The sequence below is a fragment of the Oceanobacillus luteolus genome (assembly GCF_023715655.1).
Classification (GTDB): Bacteria; Bacillota; Bacilli; order Bacillales; family Amphibacillaceae; genus Oceanobacillus; species Oceanobacillus luteolus.
Window position 1 is genome coordinate 22,229 of the sequence record NZ_JAMBON010000020.1, and the last position, 21,322, is coordinate 43,550.

Here is a 21,322-nt window from a genome sequence, read left to right on the forward strand (position 1 = left end):
GTCTTATTTTGTTATTTTTTACGTTTACGAACAATGTACTTGTCAGACGGCTTGTTGCGTGTACGAGTCTTGTAACCAAGAGTCGGTTTACCCCATGGTGACATTGGTGATTTACGTCCGATTGGCGCGCGTCCTTCACCACCACCGTGTGGGTGATCATTCGGGTTCATAACTGATCCACGTACAGTTGGGCGCTTGCCTAACCAGCGTGAACGACCAGCTTTACCGACACGGATTAGTTCATGTTCGATGTTTCCAACTTGACCGATTGTTGCACGGCATGAGCTCAAGATTAGGCGAACTTCACCAGATGCTAAGCGGACAAGTGTGTATTTACCTTCACGTCCAAGGATTTGTGCTTCTGAACCAGCTGAACGAGCGAGTTGTCCTCCACGTCCTGGTTTTAATTCAACGTTATGAATAACTGTACCTACTGGGATGTTTGCAAGTGGTAAAGCATTACCTGTTTTGATATCCGCTTCAGTACCTGATTCGATTTCTTGCCCTACTTGTAAACCTTTAGGAGCTAGAATATAACGTTTTTCTCCATCTGCATAATTAATTAATGCAATGTTTGCTGTACGGTTCGGATCGTATTCGATTGTAGCAACGCGTCCTGGTATTCCGTCTTTGTCACGTTTAAAATCGATGATACGATATTGACGCTTGTGACCGCCACCGTGATGACGAGTAGTGATTTTACCTTGGTTATTACGTCCAGCTTGTTTGCTAAGCGGAGCGAGCAAGGATTTTTCTGGGGTATCCGTAGTAATCTCTGAAAATGTTGAAACAGACATATTACGTCTACCGTTTGAAGTTGGTTTGAACTTCTTGATCGCCATCTTTTTCCCTCCTTCTCAATAATTGATTTTAGCCTTCAAAGAAATCTAGATCTTTACTGTCTTCTGAAAGCTGAACGATAGCTTTTTTACGATTTGGGCGGAATCCTCCGTATTGTCCCATTCTCTTGAATTTACCTTTTAGGTTCATTGTGTTAACTTTTTCTACTTCTACACCGAAGATTACTTCAACAGCGTTTTTGATTTCAGTTCTGTTTGCTTTAGGGTCGACTTCGAAAGTATATTTCTTGTCTGCCATTAAATCAGCACTGTGCTCAGTAATGATAGGGCGCTTAATAATATCACGTGGATCTTTCATTATGCAAGCACCTCCCCTGCTTTTTCGACCGCATCTTTCGTAATAACTAACTTGTCATACGTTAAGATATCTAATACGTTCAACTCCTCTACAGTCAATACTTTAACTGTTTGAAGGTTGTTTGCTGAACGAGCAATTGTTTCATTAGTATCAGCAGTCACAATTAATGCTTTCTCATCTACTTTTAATGCATCTAGTAAATTGATGATTTCTTTTGTTTTTGGAGCATCCAATGCAAGTTGCTCTAAAACAAAGATGTTTTCTTCTTTCACTTTAGAAGATAAAGCAGATCTAAGCGCTAAACGACGCACCTTTTTAGGTAGCTTGTAGCTGTAGCTGCGTGGTGTAGGACCAAATACTACTCCACCGCCAACCCATTGTGGTGACCGGATAGAACCTTGACGTGCACGTCCTGTTCCTTTTTGACGCCATGGTTTACGACCACCGCCACGAACTGCAGAACGGTTTTTGACTGCATGTGTACCTTGGCGTAATGATGCACGTTGCATTACTACTGCTTCGTGTAATACATGAGTGTTTGGCTCGATACCGAATACCGCTTCGTTTAATTCAACTTCTCCTGCGTTACTTCCATCTTGCTTAAACAATGTTACTTTTGGCATGACAAATCCTCCCTTCTTTTAGTGATTAATTTCCTTTTAATGCGCTAGTAATTTTAACATAGGATTTTTTCGCGCCTGGAACATTGCCTTTAACTAGTAGTAGATTCTTTTCTGCATCTACACTTACTACTTCAAGGTTTTGAATTGTAATTTGTTCATTACCCATTTGTCCTGGTAATTTTTTACCTTTAAATACACGTGCTGGAGTAGCTGCCATAGCCATTGCCCCAGAGCTTCTATGAAAATGAGAACCGTGACTCATTGGTCCACGAGCTTGGCCGTGACGTTTAATAGAGCCTTGGAATCCTTTACCTTTAGAAGTTCCTGTTACATCAATTTTCTCTCCAGCTGTGAAAATATCAACACTGATTTCTTGACCTACTTCATACTCGTCGATATTTTCGGTGCGGATTTCACGAACGTAGCGCTTAGGGCTAGTGCTCGCTTTTTCAGCATGTCCTTTTTCCGCTTTGTTTGCACGATGTTCTTTCTTATCCGCAAACCCTAATTGAATTGCTGTATATCCATCATTTTCGTTTGTTCTTTTTTGCAATACGACGTTCGGCTCAGCTTGAATCACTGTCACTGGGATCAACTCACCAGTCTCAGAGAATAACTGAGTCATGCCGATTTTGCGACCTAAGATTCCTTTCGTCATCCGTTACACCTCCTATATTTCGTTTATATTATAATTTAATTTCAATATCCACACCACTTGGCAGATCTAGTCTCATAAGTGAGTCCACTGTTTTTGGTGTTGGGTTCACAATATCGATTAGACGTTTATGTGTACGCATTTCGAATTGCTCACGTGAATCCTTGTATTTATGCACCGCACGTAAGATTGTATATACATTCTTCTCTGTCGGTAATGGAATCGGTCCAGAAACATTTGCTCCAGAACGTTTTGCAGTTGCAACAATCTTTTCTGCGGATTGATCCAATACTCGGTGATCATAAGCTTTCAAACGGATTCTGATTTTTTCTTTTGCCATCATTTTCCCTCCTTCGCCCATATTATTATAGACATTCTCCATGAAAATTTCTTGACACAGCGCCATGGCAAAGCGGCCGGGTGTGCCAACAACCTTTCACTTCATCGCCGTTTTAAGACCAACATTAATATTATATAAGAATTTGTTGGCCATTGCAACCTTTTTCTTAGATAAGAATCAATTGCACATCTACATATTATACGCATGTTTTCTATGGATTGCAAGGTTTTCTCGGGATTTTTTACTCTTTTTCAAGGTGAGTTTGCATATTTTAGAGGGAAATTGCATATAGGCGATTTAACAGCACTAAATTCAAAGACTTCTAGGGTAGAATCTAAGTTTATAGACTTATTAGCAGGACACCGAAAACTATATCTTGAAGGAATAGCAAATTAAAATAGGCAGCTAGAATTAGCTGCCCATTTTTATAAAGATGTATAACTTATTTAGTGATTGATGTTACAACACCAGATCCTACAGTACGTCCACCTTCACGGATTGAAAAACGAGTTCCTTCTTCAATAGCGATTGGTGAGATTAATTCTACAACCATTTCTACGTTGTCCCCAGGCATAACCATTTCTACGCCTTCAGGAAGTTGAACTACGCCAGTTACATCCGTAGTACGGAAGTAGAACTGTGGGCGGTAGTTAGAGAAGAATGGAGTATGACGTCCACCTTCTTCTTTTGATAATACGTAAACTTCAGCTTTGAAGTTTGTGTGTGGAGTGATAGTTCCTGGTTTTGCAAGAACTTGACCACGGCTGATATCTTCACGAGCTACCCCACGAAGTAACGCACCGATGTTGTCTCCAGCTTCTGCATAGTCAAGAAGTTTACGGAACATCTCGACACCTGTAACAGTTGTTTTACCAGGAGCTTCATTAAGACCAATGATCTCAACTTCTTCTCCAACTTTGATTTGTCCACGCTCAACACGTCCAGTTGCAACTGTACCACGACCTGTAATAGAGAATACATCCTCAACAGGCATCATGAATGGTTTGTCAGTTTGACGTTCTGGAGTTGGAACGTATTCGTCAACAGCTTTCATAAGCTCAACGATTTTTTCCTCGTATTCTGCAACACCTTCAAGTGCTTTAAGAGCAGAACCTGCTACTACTGGTACGTCATCACCAGGGAAGTCGTATTCAGTTAATAGGTCACGAACTTCCATTTCTACTAATTCTAGTAACTCTTCATCGTCAACCATGTCAACTTTGTTTAGGAATACTACGAAAGCAGGTACTCCAACGTTACGAGAAAGTAGGATATGCTCACGAGTTTGTGGCATTGGGCCATCAGCAGCAGATACTACTAGAATAGCACCGTCCATTTGTGCAGCACCAGTGATCATGTTTTTAACATAGTCCGCGTGACCTGGGCAGTCAACGTGTGCATAGTGACGGTTTTCAGTTTCGTACTCAACGTGAGAAGTAGCGATTGTGATTCCACGTTCTCTTTCTTCTGGTGCGTTATCAATTTGGTCATAACCTCTTGCGTCTCCACCACCGTATACTTTGTTCATTACAGTAGTAATAGCAGCAGTTAACGTAGTTTTACCATGGTCAACGTGTCCTAAAGTTCCAACGTTAACGTGCTGTTTGGAGCGGTCGAATTTTTCTTTAGCCATTTATAGTTCCTCCTTTAAATAAATAACTGTTATTATAATTTATTTTAACTAAGGAATAATAAGTTGATTATTCTCTAGTCCTCACTAAATGTTATACGTTAAATCATTCAAAAAATCAATTATTGTCCAGCGTTTTTCTCAATAATTTCTTCTGAGATTGATTTAGGTACTTCTGCGTAGTGATCGAATACCATTGTATATGTTCCACGACCTTGAGTATTAGAACGTAAAGCTGTTGCGTAACCAAACATTTCAGAGAGTGGTACGAACGCTTTTACAAGCTGTGCATTTCCACGAGCTTCCATTCCTTCAATACGTCCACGGCGTGATGTAACGTCACCCATGATATCTCCCATGTATTCTTCAGGGATTACGATTTCTACACGCATCATTGGCTCAAGCAGTACTGGGTTACATTTGTTCTTAGCTGCTTTAAGTGCCATTGAAGCCGCAATCTTAAATGCCATCTCGTTAGAGTCGACATCGTGGTAGCTACCATCATATAGTGTTGCTTTGACATCGATTAATGGATATCCAGCTAGTACACCAGTTTCAAGTGCTTCTTCGATACCTTGCTCAACTGAAGGAATGTATTCACGAGGAACAACCCCTCCAACGATAGCGTTTGTGAACTCAAAGCCTGCGCCTTCCTCGTTAGGTTCAAACTTAATCCAAACGTGTCCATATTGTCCACGTCCACCGGATTGACGAATGAATTTACCTTCAACTTCAGCAGCCTGGCGGAACGTTTCACGGTAAGCAACTTGTGGAGCACCTACGTTAGCTTCCACTTTAAATTCACGTTTCAGACGGTCAACGATAACATCAAGGTGAAGCTCACCCATACCAGAAATGATTGTCTGACCAGTTTCTGTGTTCGTTTCTGTCTTGAACGTTGGATCTTCTTCAGCAAGTTTAGCCAAAGCAGTACCCATTTTATCTTGGTCGGCTTTTGTCTTCGGTTCGATCGCAACCGAGATAACCGGCTCTGGGAATTCCATTGATTCTAAGATTACCGGGTGTTTTTCATCACATAAAGTGTCACCGGTACTTGTATCTTTCAAACCAACCGCTGCAGCGATTTCACCAGCATAAGCTATAGAAATCTCTTCACGGGAGTTCGCATGCATTTGTAGGATACGACCAACACGTTCACGTTTGTCTTTCACACTGTTTTTCACGTATGAACCTGATTCTAGTGTACCAGAGTAAACACGGAAGAACGTTAGTTTACCAACGAACGGGTCTGTCATAACTTTAAATGCCAATGCAGCAAATGGTGCATTGTCATCTGACTCACGAGTAACTTTTTCATCTTCTTTTCCAGGTACGATACCTTCAATCGCAGCAACATCTGTTGGAGCTGGAAGATAATCAAGTACACCGTCAAGAAGTAACTGAACACCTTTGTTCTTGAAAGCAGAACCACAGAACACTGGGTAGAAATCTACAGCAAGTGTTGCATTACGAATTGCTTGTTTCAATTCGTCAACCGAGATTTCTTCACCTTCAAGATATTTCATCATTAGATCTTCATCAGTTTCAGCAACTGCTTCAATCAATTCTGCACGAAGCTCTTCTGCTTGATCCTTCAATTCAGCAGGGATTTCAGCAGACTCATCAACTGTTCCTAAATCATCTTTATAGAAGTGAGCTTCCATATTGATTAAGTCGATGATTCCTTCGAATTGATCCTCTGCGCCAATCGGCATTTGGACAGGGTGTGCATTTGCACCTAGACGGTCTCTTAATGTGTTTGTAGCATATAAGAAGTCTGCACCCGTTTTATCCATTTTGTTAATGAATACAATTCTTGGTACACCATAAGTAGTAGCTTGGCGCCATACTGTTTCTGTTTGTGGTTCAACACCAGATTGTGCGTCAAGAACAGTCACCGCTCCATCAAGTACTCTGAGTGAACGTTCAACCTCTACTGTGAAGTCTACGTGTCCTGGAGTATCAATGATGTTGATACGGTGGTTTTTCCACTGTGCTGTAGTAGCAGCAGATGTGATCGTGATTCCACGCTCCTGCTCCTGCTCCATCCAGTCCATCGTAGAAGCACCTTCGTGAGTTTCACCAACTTTATGAATACGTCCTGTATAGAAAAGAATACGCTCAGTTGTAGTGGTTTTACCAGCATCAATATGTGCCATAATCCCAATATTACGCGTCTTTTCCAAGGAGAACTCTCTTGCCATGTATTCTTCTCCTTCCTATAGTGCTTTATTAGTTTTATCTTACCAACGGTAGTGAGCGAATGCTTTATTCGCTTCAGCCATTTTATGCATTTCTTCACGGCGCTTAACAGCTGCACCTGTGTTATTAGAAGCATCGATGATTTCGTTTGCTAGTCTATCTTCCATTGTTTTCTCTCCGCGTAGGCGTGAGTAGTTAACAAGGTAACGTAGACCCAAAGCTTGACGGCGTTCTGGTCGAACTTCAACCGGCACTTGGTAGTTTGAACCACCAACACGGCGTGCACGTACTTCAAGTACTGGCATTACATTCTTCATTGCTTGCTCAAAAACTTCCATTGGATCTTGTCCAGTGCGTTCTTGAACTAGATTGAATGCGTTGTATAGAATCTTTTGTGCGATACCTCTTTTACCATCAACCATAATTTGATTGATAAGACGAGTCACTAATTTTGAATTGTAAATCGGATCTGGTAAGACATCGCGCTTAGGTACTGGTCCTTTACGTGGCATATGTCTACCTCCTTTCCTGTTTGTCTATTTTCATGCTGAGATTATTTGTTTTCTTTTGGCTTCTTCGCACCGTATTTTGAACGGCTTTGCATACGTCCTTCAACACCAGCAGTGTCAAGGGCACCACGAACGATGTGATAACGTACCCCAGGAAGGTCTTTTACACGTCCACCGCGTAGTAAAACTACACTGTGCTCTTGTAGGTTGTGACCAATACCAGGGATGTATGCAGTAACTTCCATGTTATTAGATAAACGAACACGCGCATATTTACGTAATGCTGAGTTCGGTTTTTTAGGAGTTAATGTACCAACACGTGTACATACACCACGTTTTTGTGGAGAGTTATGGTTTGTAAGCTGCTTTTTGAAGCTGTTGTATCCTCTGTTAAGTGCAGGAGAGTCAGACTTTTTAGGCTTGCTTACACGTCCTTTACGGATTAATTGGTTAATTGTAGGCATCTTGTTTTTCCTCCCTTCTTTCGAATTAAAATAAGCTGTAACTAGCTATATACAAGCTAGATGTAATACCACACACCCAGGTGGTTCATTTGAAGGTAAAAAAGAATCTTTGGTGCTCTTTACACCAAATCATTTTTTGACCGCAACCGTTGAAGCATTCACTTCCACACCTGCAGCTTTACCTAATTTCTTCATTGAATCCACACGCTGACAAGGTATTCCTAGCTCTTCAGCTAAACTAGCTACCTTTTGCGTAATATGCTTTTCAGCATCATCAGCAATAAAAACTTCACTTACTTCGCCATTTTTCATGGCTTTCTGTGTCTGCTTTATTCCAATAATTAGACGAGATCTAAATTCTGTCACTTTTTCATAAGACATCTTACATCCTCCAAAGCAACAAGTATAAATTGGAAGCACCTTGAATATATTAACATCCTCAGTTTTTAATGTCAATAATTTATTTGTTAATTTTACGGTGCTTCCAAATTTATTTTTACCCTTATATATTATGCCGCGTCCAGCTCCTGAAAAGGTTCTATTGCATCACCTTCACAGGTTGTTTCCTTAAGAAAACAACGTGGAGCCGGACAGGCAATTATATTACTTAACTGTTTCTGTTTCTTCGACAGCCTCTTCCATCTCAGGCAAATCCAATCCGGTTTCGATTGTCCGGTATTGTTGCATACCAGTACCAGCTGGAACAAGCTTACCGATAATGACGTTCTCTTTTAGTCCGAGCAAGTCATCACGTTTACCTTTTATCGCTGCATCCGTCAAGACACGAGTCGTTTCTTGGAAGGAAGCTGCAGATAGGAAGGAATCTGTTTCAAGAGATGCTTTCGTAATTCCAAGCAAGACCGGTCTACCGATTGCTGGGTTGCCACCGCTAAGAAGTACCGGTTTGTTGATATCCCTGAATTGATGCAATTCAAGCAATGAACCTGGAAGTGCATCTGTATCACCAGCGTCAACCACACGGACTTTACGTAGCATTTGACGTACCATTACTTCAACGTGCTTGTCACCGATTTCTACCCCTTGCATACGGTAAACTCGTTGAACTTCACGCAGCAAGTAATCCTGAACCCCTTCTACACCTTTAACTCGCAGAAGCTCTTTTGGATCAACTGAACCTTCCGTAAGCTCCTGTCCGGCTTCTACCTCGTCGCCTTCTGCAACTCGCATTCTTGCATTATATGGCACCGGATAGGTACGCTGTTCAACAGAACCTTGAATGACAATTTCATATTTATCTTTTACTTCTTTAATTTCTTGAACCGTTCCGGAAATTTCAGTGATTACCGCTTCCCCTTTAGGATTACGAGCTTCAAATAGCTCTTGGATACGCGGTAAACCTTGAGTGATGTCATCTCCGGCAACCCCACCTGTATGGAACGTACGCATTGTCAACTGAGTACCCGGTTCTCCAATTGATTGGGCAGCAATAATCCCTACCGCTTCTCCCACTTCAACGTCTGAACCAGTAGCGAGGTTTCGACCATAACATTTTTGGCAAACGCCGTGTTTTGTATTACATGTGAAGGCAGTTCGAATGTTAACTTCTTCAATTCCGGCATTTACAATCTCTTTCGCCTGATCTTCATGGATCATTTCGTTATGCTTCACAATGACATCGCCAGTTTCAGGATGGACAATTTCATTGAATGCTGTACGTCCAATCAAACGATCGATAAGCGGCTCAATCACTTCTGATCCGTCAACTAAAGCACGTACCGGAAGTCCACGGTCGGTACCACAGTCTTCTTCTCGAATGATGACATCTTGGGCAACGTCTACAAGACGTCTCGTCAAGTATCCAGAGTCAGCAGTCTTCAGCGCTGTATCCGCAAGTCCTTTACGGGCTCCGTGAGTAGAGATAAAGTACTCTAGTACCGTCAACCCTTCACGGAAGCTGGATTTAATCGGAAGCTCGATGATTTTACCAGAAGGATCGGCCATAAGTCCACGCATTCCAGCTAACTGAGTAAAGTTCGATGCGTTACCACGTGCTCCAGAGTCACTCATCATGAAGATTGGATTTCGATTGTCTAGGGACTCCATCAGTTTATCTTGGATCGTGTCTTTTGCTTGTGTCCAGATAGAAATCACACGATCGTAACGCTCTTCTTCTGTAACAAGACCACGACGGAATTGTTTCAAGACGTTATCTACTTTATCTTGGGCCTCATCTAAGATTTTCTCTTTACCTGGTAGAACGACAATATCGGAAATACCAACTGTCATACCAGCTTTAGTCGAATATCTGAACCCTAAATCTTTCATACGGTCAAGCATCTTAGAGGTCTCGATGATCTTAAAGCGTTTAAAGACTTCAGCAATAATATCACCTAAGAAACCTTTCTTGAACGGTCTGATTAATTCGGCGTTCTTAATGACTTCTGTTACATCTGTTCCCGGATCAACAAAGTACTTATCTGGCGTTTTGTCTTCCAGATTCGTTCTAGTTGGTTCGTTAATAAACGGGAAGGAGTCTGGAAGAATCTCATTAAATATTAGTTTACCAACAGTTGTGATTAATAATTTGCTGTTTTGTTCTTCTGTGAAAGTTTTATTGTTTAAGCTTCCTGCATGAACAGCAACTCTCGTATGGAGATGAACATTTCCTGTATAGTAAGAGATTAATGCTTCATTGGTGTCTTTGAAGACACTTCCCTCACCAATTGCATTTTCTCGTTCTAACGTTAAATAATAGTTACCTAAAACCATATCCTGGGAAGGAGTAACTACCGGTTTCCCATCTTTAGGGTTTAGGATGTTTTGTGCTGCCAACATAAGAATTCTTGCTTCAGCTTGCGCCTCTGCTGATAACGGTACGTGAACCGCCATTTGGTCACCATCAAAGTCAGCGTTATATGCTGTACATACTAGAGGATGCAAGTGAATTGCCCGACCATCCACTAGAGTTGGTTCGAAGGCTTGAATTCCTAAACGGTGCAAAGTAGGTGCACGGTTTAATAGTACTGGATGCTCTTTAATAACATCCTCGAGAACATCCCATACATCCGGATGGACCCGTTCAATTTTCCGCTTAGCGGATTTGATATTATGAGCTAGGCCTCTGTCTACCAGCTCTTTCATAATGAACGGCTTGAATAACTCAAGGGCCATTTCTCTTGGCAATCCACATTGGTACATTTTGAGGTTCGGACCTACAACGATAACAGAACGACCAGAGTAGTCCACACGCTTACCTAGCAGGTTTTGACGGAAACGTCCCTGTTTCCCTTTCAGCATATGAGAAAGTGATTTTAACGGTCGGTTACCTGGACCAGTTACTGGACGACCTCTACGTCCGTTATCAATCAATGCATCAACCGCCTCTTGGAGCATACGTTTCTCGTTTTGTACGATAATACTAGGTGCACCAAGATCTAATAGTCTTTTCAGACGGTTATTACGGTTAATTACCCGGCGGTATAAATCATTTAAGTCGGATGTAGCAAAACGTCCACCGTCAAGCTGCACCATTGGGCGAATTTCTGGTGGAATGACCGGAAGAACATCTAATACCATCCAGCTTGGTTCGTTACCAGAATTACGAAAAGCTTCCATTACCTCAAGACGCTTGATTGCACGTGTTCTACGTTGACCTTGGGCAGTCTTCAACTCTTCACGTAAAGTCTTTACTTCTTTTTCAAGGTCAATATCTTGAAGTAGCTTGCGGATCGCTTCAGCACCCATTTCCGCACGGAAGGATTTTCCATATTTATCGTAATAAGCACGATATTCTTTCTCAGACAAAAGTTGTTTCTTTTCAAGCGGTGTATTACCTGGATCCGTAACAATATATGCGGCAAAGTAAATGACCTCTTCTAAGGCACGTGGTGACATGTCAAGAACAAGCCCCATCCGACTCGGGATTCCTTTGAAATACCAAATATGAGATACAGGAGCCGCCAATTCAATATGCCCCATTCTTTCACGACGCACTTTCGCTTTCGTCACTTCTACTCCACAGCGGTCACAGACTACACCTTTATAGCGTACTCGTTTATACTTTCCGCAATGACATTCCCAATCTTTCTGCGGTCCAAAAATTCTTTCACAGAACAGACCGTCTTTTTCAGGCTTTAAGGTACGGTAGTTGATGGTTTCTGGTTTTTTCACTTCACCGTAAGACCATGAACGGATCTTCTCCGGAGAAGCTAAACCTATTTTCATATATTCGAACGTATTTACATCTAGCAAGGGGCAATCCTCCCTTATTTATGTGCTGTAATTATATAAGAGAAGGAGAATTGATCGCCCATTATCAATTCTCACTTCATTTTATCTTTAAGGAATACTATACGAACTAAAACAGCCACGGCCCATTCCAGTCTATACGTCACGGAACGGGCGCATAGCATTCACTATTTAGTTCTCTTCAATTTCTAAGTTGAGCTTCGATGCTGCCTGAACTTCATCATCTTCAAGTTCCCGCATATCGATTTCTTCTTCATGGCTGTTCAGCATTTTAACATCAAGTCCTAAACTCTGTAGTTCCTTGATAAGTACCTTGAATGATTCAGGAACTCCTGGTTCTGGTACGTTATGTCCTTTGACAATCGCTTCATAAGTCTTCACACGACCAACTGTATCATCAGATTTGACAGTAAGGATTTCTTGAAGCGTGTAAGCTGCACCGTATGCTTCAAGCGCCCAAACCTCCATCTCTCCAAAACGCTGACCACCAAATTGTGCTTTACCACCAAGTGGCTGCTGAGTAACAAGTGAGTATGGACCAGTTGAACGGGCATGCAATTTATCATCAACCATGTGAGCTAGTTTAAGCATATACATGACACCAACAGATACACGGTTATCGAATGGCTCTCCAGTTCTTCCGTCATACAGGACCGTCTTGGCGTCTGGAGCCATTCCAGCTTCTTGTAACGTTTCATGTACATCCTCTTCCGTAGCACCGTCAAATACCGGAGATGCTACGTGAATTCCTAAGAGTCTCGCTGCCATTCCGAGATGCAACTCGAACACTTGTCCGATGTTCATACGGGATGGAACTCCTAGTGGGTTAAGCATAATGTCGATCGGCGTTCCGTCTGGCATGAACGGCATATCTTCTTCTGGTAGAATCTTCGAAATAACACCTTTGTTTCCGTGACGACCAGCCATTTTATCTCCTTCAGAGATTTTACGTTTCTGTACGATATAAACGCGGACGAGCTGGTTGACCCCTGGAGACAGTTCATCGCCATCTTCGCGGTTGAATACACGGACGTCAAGAACAATACCGCCACCGCCATGAGGAACACGTAAAGAAGTATCTCTTACTTCCCGAGCTTTTTCACCGAAAATCGCATGAAGCAGACGCTCTTCTGCAGATAATTCCGTAACCCCTTTTGGTGTTACCTTTCCTACAAGAATATCGCTATCTTTCACTTCTGCTCCGACACGGATAATTCCATTTTCGTCAAGGTTTTTAAGCGCTTCTTCCCCAACGTTCGGAATATCTCTCGTAATCTCTTCCGGTCCAAGTTTCGTATCACGTGCTTCCAGTTCAAATTCTTCAATATGAATGGAAGTATATACATCATCTTTCACTAGACGCTCACTCATAATGATAGCATCCTCGTAGTTATACCCTTCCCATGTCATGAAACCGACCAATACGTTTCGACCAAGAGCAAGTTCTCCTAGTTCCATGGAAGGTCCATCTGCTAAGATTTCGCCCTTATCTACACGGTCGCCTTCTTTAATGATTGGACGTTGGTTATAACATGTTCCTTGGTTTGTACGTTGGAATTTCTGTAACTTGTAAACATCCGTATCTCCTTCGACTTCTTTCCCATCTACTTCAGAGATGCGACGGACAACAATTTCTTTCGCTTCTACTCGTTCAACAATTCCTGCATGGCGGCAAAGAACTGCAGCACCGGAATCTTTACCATTTACATATTCCATTCCCGTTCCAACTATAGGTGATTCTGGAACCAATAAAGGAACTGCCTGCTTCTGCATGTTCGCACCCATTAGTGCACGGTTCGAGTCGTCATTCTCTAAGAAAGGAATACATGCAGTAGCCGCAGAGACAACCTGCTTCGGTGAAACGTCCATATAATCCACTTTGTCTCGTGAAACAACGATGTTATCTTCACGGAAACGAGCAATTACTTCTTCATTCGCAAAACGATTATTCTCATCTAAAGGCGCGTTTGCTTGTGCAACGATATAATTATCTTGCTCATCAGCTGTAAGGTAATCAATTTGGTCCGTCACCTGACCAGTTTCCGGATCCACACGGCGATATGGTGATTCAATGAAACCAAATTTATTTACTTTCGCATAACTGGATAAGGAGTTGATCAGACCGATATTCGGTCCTTCCGGTGTTTCAATCGGACACATACGACCATAGTGAGAGTAGTGGACGTCACGTACTTCAAAACCAGCTCGTTCACGGGTTAATCCTCCAGGTCCAAGCGCAGATAAACGACGCTTATGCGTGAGTTCTCCCAATGGGTTTGTTTGATCCATGAACTGGGATAACTGCGAACTACCAAAGAACTCCTTAATTGATGCAATAACAGGACGTATATTGATTAATTGCTGTGGTGTCACGCTGGAAGTGTCTTGAATTGACATTCTTTCACGTACTACGCGTTCCATACGAGATAGACCGATTCGGAATTGGTTTTGCAGCAGTTCACCAACAGAACGTAAACGACGGTTTCCTAAATGATCAATATCATCTACATCGCCCACTCTGTGCAGCAAGTTAAAGAAATAGCTGATGGAAGCCAAAATATCAGCTGGAGTGATGTTTTTTACATCATTATCCACGCCACCATTTCCAATGATGGTTAACTCCCGCTCACCTTCTGGGTCTGTAGGGTCAATAATCTTAATGGACTGAAGGCTGATATCCTCTTCTAAAACTCCATCATGAAGAGAGATGACATGTTCGCCAAGCTTCTCTTCTTCCCTCTCCAAGAAAGGAATAAGTTTATCTAGTAATTTACGCTCTAAACGATCACCTTTCTCCGCAAGAACCTCACCTGTTTCAGGATCAGCAATCGTTTCGGCTAACACTTGGTTGAATAAACGGTTTTTGATATTCAGCTTTTTGTTCATTTTATAACGACCAACATGAGCTAAATCATAACGCTTCGGATCAAAGAAACGTGAAATCAATAGATTTTTAGCATTTTCTACAGTTGGCGGTTCACCCGGACGAAGCCGTTCATATATCTCTAGTAATGCTTTCTCTGTTGTTTCCGTATTATCTTTTTCAAGGGTGTTTCTCAAGTATTCATTATCACCTAGAAGGTCAATGATTTCTTGGTCCGTACCGAAACCTAAAGCACGTAGTAATACCGTGATTGGTAGTTTACGTGTACGGTCAATCCGCACGTAAGCAACGTCTTTTGCATCCGTTTCGAATTCAAGCCAAGCGCCACGGTTCGGAATGACGGTTGCTTGAACTCCGCGCTTACCATTTTTATCGATTTTATGGTTAAAGTACACACTTGGGGAACGTACAAGCTGGGATACAATTACACGCTCAGCTCCGTTGATGATAAATGTACCTGTATCAGTCATCAATGGGAAATCACCCATAAATACTTCCTGTTCCTTCACTTCACCAGTTTCGTTATTTAATAAACGAACCTTCACGCGAAGGGGAGCATTATAGGTTACATCTCTTTCCTTTGATTCGTCTACAGGATAGTTAGGCTCACCCAAACTATAATCTACAAATTCTAATGAAAGGTTACCGGTGAAATCCTCAATTGGAGAAATGTCTCTAAACATTTCCCTTAACCCTTCTTCCATGAACCATTCATAAGAAGCGGTTTGAATTTCGATTAAATTTGGCAGCTCTAATACTTCGCTGATACGTGCATAGCTTCTACGCTGGCGGTGTTTGCCATATTGAACTAGTTGTCCTGTCAACTGCTTCACCCCTTAAGATCTTATGTTTCGTAGAGGATTCTCTACGGAATTATTTTATTATTTAAAACGGAAATTGGACGGATGCCCAATCTCGTTTGTATATAACTTGCACAAACAACAAAATTCTTCATCGCTTACAACTTCAAGAGTTATACGACTGTATTTCCCAAGGATATGAAAATACAGTTGTACAAGTCCATTAAATTTTGGTAAACTATATGAAGAAACATTAAACAATCTGTCTATTATACTTATTCCATTGTCTCCGTCTGTCGGCAAAATATACGTTTTAGATATTTATTTGCGGTTTACGCTTGACAAACAGAGCCCATCGTAGCATTATAATATGCTACCACATTGACCGAATAAGGTCAAATTTTAAGTGCTCTTAAAATAAAATAGCCTTTTTTCTTATCAACGACCTCAACATTACCAAATAGTTCGTTGATTTTTTTCTGTGCAGATGGCGCACCTTGTTTCTTTTGAATAACCACCCATAGTTCACCATTTTCCACCAAAGCCTCTTTAGCACCTTCAAACATTCCATGCACTACTGTTTTCCCCGCTCTGATCGGAGGATTAGTGATAACTGCCGCAAACTTCCTGCCTTCCAAATTAGAAAAACGGTCGCTGCGAATCACTTCAACATTCGACACGTGATTGGCATTTGCATTTTTTTCAGCTAAGGAGAGAGCTCTTTCGTTCACGTCAGCTAAAACGACGTGGCGATTCGGATATGTTCCCGCAAGTGAAATCCCAATCGGTCCATAACCGCAACCTAGATCCAAAAAATCTCCATCGATCGCAGGCTCTTCGAATGTTTCAATCAATACCCGTGAGCCAAAGTCAATCTTCCCCTTGGAGAAAACATTCGTATCACTCGTAAATGTATAATTTTTATCTCGTAATTTAGTTTGCAAATGTCTTGGTGAACTTTCTGTTTGGGGCTTTTCGGAAAAGTAATGCTCATTCATTTGAACACCTACTTCGTTTATCGTTTACTTAAGGCGAAGGTAATAACGACGCCTTAGGAAGTGTGATTTGATGTGAGAAGATCGAATAAACTCTTAATATACAACCGCCCTGACACCCTATTATTATGTAAGGAAAACAAATTTCCAAGAGAGTCATGGATATCATATACCGATTCACTTAAACTTCGTTATCCAGGAAGTTTGCAAAATGAACAATCTGAGAAGTTCCATCGGATGAAGTTTCTTTTATGAAACAAGAGCCCGTCGACATAAACGACGAGCTCTTTATTTTTATTTATTAAACTTATTTAACTTCTACTTCAGCGCCAGCTTCTTCAAGTTTAGATTTAATCTCTTCAGCTTCATCTTTAGATACGCCTTCTTTAATTGGTTTTGGAGCTTCGTCAACAAGACCTTTTGCATCTTTAAGTCCAAGACCTGTGATTTCACGAACAGCTTTAACAACTTTAATCTTAGATGCACCAGCACCAGTAAGAATTACGTCAAATTCTGTTTGCTCAGCTTCAGCACCGCCACCAGCAGCACCGCCTGCAACTGCAACTGGAGCAGCAGCAGTTACGCCAAACTCTTCCTCAATAGCTTTTACTAAATCGTTTAATTCTAAAACGGACATTTCTTTAATCGCACTAATCATTTCTTCTTTAGTCATGATTTAAATCCTCCTAAGTTAATTTTTTATTTTATATCGTTCTGGCATTAAGCGCCTTGTTCTTCTTTTTGATCAGCAACAGACTTAACAGCATAAGCGAAGTTGCGGATTGGAGCTTGTAGTACGCTGAGCAACATAGAAACCATACCTTCGTGGTTTGGAAGGTCTGCAAGTTCTTTGATTTGCTCTAAGCTAGCTACTTTTCCTTCGATTACGCCACCTTTAATTTCAAGCTCTTCATTCTCCTTAGCAAAGTTGTTAAGGATACGAGCAGGGGCAACGACATCGTCTTTACTGAATGCAATTGCTGTTGGGCCAACCAACACTTCGTTAAGTTCACCTAATTCAACAGATTCTGTTGCGCGGCGAGTCATCGTGTTTTTGTAAACGTGGAATTCAATTCCCTCTTCACGTAATTGTTTACGTAATTCAGTAACTTGAGATACGTCAAGACCACGATAGTCAACTACAACTGATGTTTGGCTTTCTGTAAACTTATCTGCAATTTCTTGTACAATTTGTTTCTTTTGTTCCAACACGTTAGACATTGTTCCACCTCCTAATTACTTGTATCATACCGTTCCCGTAGCATTACCACGCATCAAGTCTATAAAAAAAGCCCTCATAGACATGAGAGCTTTATAATACAATCTAAACACGAATTTAGAATGCTTTTATAAAACACCTCGGCGGGATATTAAGCGCCAGAGCGCACCTGCTGTCTACGGTATAATGTATTCTTTTTAACAAGAGTCATTATATCAAAGGACTTTTTTCAAGTCAATGCTTTTTTTATTATTTGTAATTAGAAACGTCAAGCTTGATTCCAGGTCCCATTGTAGAAGCAATGGAAACATTCTTCAAGTAAGTTCCTTTTGAAGCTTGAGGTTTAACTTTAATGATCTGCTCAATGATCGCTTCAAGGTTTTCAACAAGTTTTTCTGTTTCAAAGGAAACTTTTCCAACAGGAACATGAACGTTGGATTGCTTATCTACACGATATTCTACTTGACCAGCTTTAATATCGTTGACAGCTTTCTCTACTTCAAACGTTACTGTTCCAGTTTTCGGGTTAGGCATTAGACCTCTTGGTCCAAGCACTCTTCCCAGCTTACCTACTTCAGCCATCATGTCTGGAGTCGCAACAATCACATCAAAATCAAACCAACCTTGATTGATTTTCTCGATGTATTCCGCTTCACCTACATAATCAGCTCCAGCAGCTTCTGCTTCTTTTGCTTTTTCACCTTTAGCGAATACTAGAACGCGTTGTGTTTTACCAGTGCCATGCGGTAAAACCATTGCGCCACGGATTTGTTGGTCCGCTTTCTTTGGATCTACTCCTAAACGAAATGCCACTTCCACTGTCTCGTCAAAGTTAGCTTTTGCAGTTTCTTTAACGAGGGAAACAGCTTCTTCAGCTTCATAAGCTTTTGAACGATCAATCAGCTTTTGAGCGTCTTGATACTTTTTACCTCTTTTTGCCATTTATATTTCCTCCTCGATTGTGGTATTAACGGTTATACCTCCCACGTGTAAAACCATAAAGAACCTTTCTAACTTGCAGTCAGCAAAAGTCCTCGCTTTGTCATATAAAACAAAGAGCACTAGATTAGCTGTGTCCTTCCAAAGAGACCACAGCTAATCAGTTACCGAATTAGTCTTCGATTGTGATACCCATACTGCGGGCTGTACCTTCAACCATACGCATAGCTGCTTCAACATCCGCTGCGTTCAAATCCTGCATTTTAGTTTCCGCGATTTCCTTTACTTTATCACGTTTAACTGTAGCCACTTTAGTTTTGTTAGGCTCACCAGAACCAGAATTAATTCCTGCTGCTTTCTTTAATAGAACAGCTGCTGGTGGAGTTTTCGTAATAAATGTAAATGAACGGTCTTCAAACACCGTAATTTCCACAGGGATAATTAAACCCGCTTGGTCTTGTGTACGTGCGTTGAACTCTTTACAGAATCCCATGATGTTGATACCTGCTTGACCAAGTGCTGGTCCTACTGGTGGTGCTGGAGTAGCTTTTCCAGCTGGGATTTGTAGTTTCACTAATTTGATTACTTTATTCGCCACGAGACACACCTCCTTAAAGTCCGTGATGTGGTATTAGGGCTTTCCCCTCCCACTCATTTTATACACCTTCAATACGAAGCGCATAAATAACATTGAAATTCTACCATGTATTTTATAAATACGCAAGTCTCATTCAATCTTTTTTATATGGTTTTATAAATAATAAAGCTCTCGCACCTTTAGATTGACTGGAATGAGCCCAAACGCTTTATAATTTTTCCACTTGGGAAAAGTCCAATTCAATCGGCGTTTCTCTGCCGAACATATTTACATGAACTTTAATTTTCTGCTTATCGAGATCGATGTTTTCAATCGTACCCTCAAAGTCGGCAAATGGACCTTCCTTCACTCGGACGTTTTCTTTGATTTCAAAGTCAACTTGAACTTCCGTCGCTTGGACACCCATTCGCCTTAATACATCTTCAACTTCGTCAGGCATTAGTGGAGTAGGTTTTGTACCGTGTCCGCTGGAACCAACGAATCCCGTCACTCCAGGTGTATTTCTCACTACATACCAAGAATCATCTGTCATGACCATTTCTGTCAGCACATAACCAGGAAAGGATTTCTTTTTTACAACTTTCTTCTTACCGTTTTTAATTTCTGTTTCTTCATCTTCAGGAACGATGACGCGGAAGATTTTATCCTGCATCCCCATCGTTTCAACACGTTTCTCCAGATTGATCTTAACTTTATTCTCATAACCGGAGTACGTATGGACCACATACCAATTTTTCTCCATGCTCTCAGGACACTCTTGCCCCTTCCCTCCCTTTATAGTAAATTAACGAAAAACCTCGGATAGCACCTTGGGACGTATTGGGGTGTTTGTCCTTTTACATGGTGCCATACTCAGACTGCTTCATGTTTCGCTCCAATATGAAAAACCCGTCTTAGTGCGGGTTTTCTTTTAAGTAACTATATTCATTCTCATTATAGCATATATGCTAAATTATTATTCAAAAAAGTTCTAGAAACGATGAAATTCCTAAATCAACTATGAAAAAGAAGATAGCCATTAAAATAACAGTGCTCAAAACAATTACGGTATAACTTCTTAGTTCCTTACCAGTTGGCCAACTTACCTTTTTCATTTCTCGCGATACGTCTTTTAAGAACTTAAACATTCTTGTACCCCCCAAGCTCCACCTGATGCGCTACTTTGTCTCTCGATGCAATGTATGCTCCCCACAGTGTTTACAATATTTCTTCACTTCTAATCTGGTAGATGTTGTGGATACATTTTTATTAGTTGAATAATTTCTGCTTGAGCAAATAGCACACGCTAAAGTTATCTTTTTACTCATATTATCATCCCTACTTACAGGGTATTTTTACAACTAATAATGTAGCATGACATTGCCTTTCGTGTCAACGCCACTCCGAGATTTAACTTTTAATTTTATTTTCTTTGATCAATTGCTCCAGCTTTCTTTTGACTCTCTGAAGTGCATTATCAACCGACTTGACATGACGGTCCAGCTTCGCTGATATCTCTTGATAAGAACAACCATCAAGATAAAGATGAAGCACTTGCTTCTCAAATCCGCTTAATAATTCAGACAATTTGAACTCCATATCTACGAGTTTCTCTTGATTCACCAATAATTTTTCAGGATCGACTGACATGGAACCTGCGATTACATCGATTAAAGTCCGGTCCGATTCTTCATCAAAAATTGGCTTGTCCAATGAAACATAGGAATTCAGCGGGGTATGCTTTTGCCTTGTTGCGGTTTTGATAGCAGTAATGATTTGACGGGTTATACATAGTTCGGCAAAAGCTTTGAATGAAGATAATTTTTCTTTATCATAATCTCGAATTGCTTTGTAAAGTCCGATCATACCTTCTTGGACGATATCCTCACGATCGGCACCAATCAAAAAGTAGGCTTGCGCTTTCCCTTGGACAAAGTTGCGATATTTATTGATCAGAAAATCTAACGCATGTTTGTCTTCTTGATGAATCAAATGAATGAGTTCTTCATCATCAAGCATATGTAAGCCTGAATATTCCGTGTCCAATTGCTTGAGCTCCACCAAGAATTACCCCCGTTCCCATATGATAAGCTAGCTGTAAACGCTATTATATAGCAG

General features: G+C 41.1%; 21 protein-coding genes and 1 other annotated feature. All 21 genes read right to left on the reverse strand.

Annotated features, from left to right (window positions below; translation table 11 throughout):
- Positions 1-11: 11 nt before the first annotated feature.
- Complete coding sequence (gene rplB / locus M3210_RS12210) at positions 12-842, reverse strand: 50S ribosomal protein L2 (RefSeq protein ID WP_251514753.1); 831 nt, start codon at positions 840-842, stop codon at positions 12-14.
- A 28-nt stretch (positions 843-870) separates the two neighbouring features.
- Positions 871-1,158, reverse strand: coding sequence for a 50S ribosomal protein L23 (gene rplW / locus M3210_RS12215; RefSeq protein WP_251514754.1), 288 nt, complete (start codon positions 1,156-1,158; stop codon positions 871-873).
- A complete protein-coding gene (gene rplD, locus M3210_RS12220) occupies positions 1,158-1,781 on the reverse strand; it encodes a 50S ribosomal protein L4 (RefSeq protein ID WP_251514755.1) in 624 nt (207 codons plus the stop codon). Before rplD ends, rplW begins: the two co-directional genes overlap by 1 nt.
- Before the next feature lie 25 nt (positions 1,782-1,806).
- The gene (gene rplC, locus M3210_RS12225; RefSeq protein WP_251514756.1) at positions 1,807-2,439 is read right to left on the reverse strand and encodes a 50S ribosomal protein L3; all 633 of its coding nucleotides are present in this window, start codon (positions 2,437-2,439) and stop codon (positions 1,807-1,809) included.
- Positions 2,440-2,467: 28 nt separating this feature from the next.
- On the reverse strand, positions 2,468-2,776 hold the full coding sequence (gene rpsJ / locus M3210_RS12230; RefSeq protein WP_251514757.1) for a 30S ribosomal protein S10: 309 nt from the start codon (positions 2,774-2,776) through the stop codon (positions 2,468-2,470).
- A gap of 442 nt (positions 2,777-3,218) precedes the next feature.
- Positions 3,219-4,409: an elongation factor Tu gene (gene tuf / locus M3210_RS12235; RefSeq protein ID WP_251514758.1), complete on the reverse strand. Its 1,191-nt coding sequence runs from the start codon at positions 4,407-4,409 to the stop codon at positions 3,219-3,221.
- A gap of 119 nt (positions 4,410-4,528) precedes the next feature.
- The gene (fusA, locus tag M3210_RS12240) at positions 4,529-6,610 is read right to left on the reverse strand and encodes an elongation factor G (protein WP_251514759.1); all 2,082 of its coding nucleotides are present in this window, start codon (positions 6,608-6,610) and stop codon (positions 4,529-4,531) included.
- Between the two features lie 39 nt (positions 6,611-6,649).
- Positions 6,650-7,120, reverse strand: coding sequence for a 30S ribosomal protein S7 (gene rpsG / locus M3210_RS12245; protein ID WP_251514760.1), 471 nt, complete (start codon positions 7,118-7,120; stop codon positions 6,650-6,652).
- 41 nt (positions 7,121-7,161) lie between these two features.
- Complete coding sequence (gene rpsL / locus M3210_RS12250; RefSeq protein WP_251514761.1) at positions 7,162-7,581, reverse strand: 30S ribosomal protein S12; 420 nt, start codon at positions 7,579-7,581, stop codon at positions 7,162-7,164.
- Between the two features lie 129 nt (positions 7,582-7,710).
- The gene (locus tag M3210_RS12255) at positions 7,711-7,962 is read right to left on the reverse strand and encodes a ribosomal L7Ae/L30e/S12e/Gadd45 family protein (protein ID WP_251514762.1); all 252 of its coding nucleotides are present in this window, start codon (positions 7,960-7,962) and stop codon (positions 7,711-7,713) included.
- 222 nt (positions 7,963-8,184) lie between these two features.
- Complete coding sequence (gene rpoC / locus M3210_RS12260) at positions 8,185-11,793, reverse strand: DNA-directed RNA polymerase subunit beta' (RefSeq protein WP_251514763.1); 3,609 nt, start codon at positions 11,791-11,793, stop codon at positions 8,185-8,187.
- Between the two features lie 168 nt (positions 11,794-11,961).
- On the reverse strand, positions 11,962-15,498 hold the full coding sequence (gene rpoB, locus M3210_RS12265) for a DNA-directed RNA polymerase subunit beta (RefSeq protein WP_251514764.1): 3,537 nt from the start codon (positions 15,496-15,498) through the stop codon (positions 11,962-11,964).
- A gap of 371 nt (positions 15,499-15,869) precedes the next feature.
- Entirely contained in the window at positions 15,870-16,472 is a 603-nt protein-coding gene (locus M3210_RS12270) for a class I SAM-dependent methyltransferase (protein WP_251514765.1), read from the reverse strand.
- A gap of 304 nt (positions 16,473-16,776) precedes the next feature.
- The gene (gene rplL, locus M3210_RS12275; protein WP_251514766.1) at positions 16,777-17,142 is read right to left on the reverse strand and encodes a 50S ribosomal protein L7/L12; all 366 of its coding nucleotides are present in this window, start codon (positions 17,140-17,142) and stop codon (positions 16,777-16,779) included.
- A gap of 47 nt (positions 17,143-17,189) precedes the next feature.
- Entirely contained in the window at positions 17,190-17,690 is a 501-nt protein-coding gene (gene rplJ / locus M3210_RS12280) for a 50S ribosomal protein L10 (protein WP_251514767.1), read from the reverse strand.
- A 55-nt stretch (positions 17,691-17,745) separates the two neighbouring features.
- Positions 17,746-17,888 (reverse strand) — a sequence feature (ribosomal protein L10 leader region).
- A 49-nt stretch (positions 17,889-17,937) separates the two neighbouring features.
- Positions 17,938-18,630, reverse strand: a complete 693-nt coding sequence (rplA, locus tag M3210_RS12285; protein ID WP_251514768.1) for a 50S ribosomal protein L1 — start codon at positions 18,628-18,630, stop codon at positions 17,938-17,940.
- 169 nt (positions 18,631-18,799) lie between these two features.
- Positions 18,800-19,225, reverse strand: a complete 426-nt coding sequence (gene rplK / locus M3210_RS12290; protein WP_251514769.1) for a 50S ribosomal protein L11 — start codon at positions 19,223-19,225, stop codon at positions 18,800-18,802.
- Positions 19,226-19,433: 208 nt separating this feature from the next.
- Entirely contained in the window at positions 19,434-19,967 is a 534-nt protein-coding gene (nusG, locus tag M3210_RS12295) for a transcription termination/antitermination protein NusG (RefSeq protein ID WP_251514771.1), read from the reverse strand.
- A gap of 217 nt (positions 19,968-20,184) precedes the next feature.
- Positions 20,185-20,352, reverse strand: a complete 168-nt coding sequence (secE, locus tag M3210_RS12300; RefSeq protein ID WP_251514772.1) for a preprotein translocase subunit SecE — start codon at positions 20,350-20,352, stop codon at positions 20,185-20,187.
- Between the two features lie 30 nt (positions 20,353-20,382).
- On the reverse strand, positions 20,383-20,532 hold the full coding sequence (rpmG, locus tag M3210_RS12305; RefSeq protein WP_251514773.1) for a 50S ribosomal protein L33: 150 nt from the start codon (positions 20,530-20,532) through the stop codon (positions 20,383-20,385).
- An 82-nt stretch (positions 20,533-20,614) separates the two neighbouring features.
- The gene (gene sigH / locus M3210_RS12310) at positions 20,615-21,268 is read right to left on the reverse strand and encodes an RNA polymerase sporulation sigma factor SigH (protein WP_285853751.1); all 654 of its coding nucleotides are present in this window, start codon (positions 21,266-21,268) and stop codon (positions 20,615-20,617) included.
- Positions 21,269-21,322: the final 54 nt, after the last annotated feature.